We start from the raw sequence: 449 nt of genomic DNA, 5'->3' as shown, positions 1-449 counted from the left end.
TCCACGTCGTCTTCCTTGCGGATGGGCGGCGCGATTTTCGGCAGGTTCCCCAGTTCCGCGTAGACGGAGTCGTCGAGCGTCGTGTAGTGCGTGCAGGTCTCCGCCCTGACCCGCGACCCGTCCTCGCGGTGGCGGGCGAGCGCGTCGGCGGCCGCCCGGCACGTCGTGTGGATGCCGTAGTATTTCGCCCCGGCCTCGGTCGCGAGCGTGACCGCGTCGGACGCGGCCATCGCCTCGGCGTAGTCGGGGCGAGACTGCGGGTACGTCTCGGGGGCGTCCTCGCCAGCGGCCCGGAGTTCGGCGGTGAGCGCCCGGCAGACCGAGTCGTCTTCGCTGTGGACCACGCCGACCGCGTCGTGTTCGGCGAGGCGGTCGAACACCCGCTTGAGAAAGCCGTTCGAGGCGCCGAACTCGTAGGCGGTGTACATCTTGAACGAGGTCACGCCGTC

The 449-nt window shown here is 70.2% G+C and carries 1 pseudogene; it reads right to left on the bottom strand.

Annotated elements, in window-relative coordinates:
- Nucleotides 1–449 (bottom strand): annotated as a pseudogene (locus C5B91_RS21700) (allantoinase); the annotation flags it as partial.

The organism is Haloferax sp. Atlit-10N, assembly GCF_003586325.1.
In the GTDB taxonomy this organism is placed as follows: Archaea; Halobacteriota; Halobacteria; order Halobacteriales; family Haloferacaceae; genus Haloferax; species Haloferax prahovense.
This window is presented reverse-complemented; position numbering and strand designations above follow the sequence as displayed.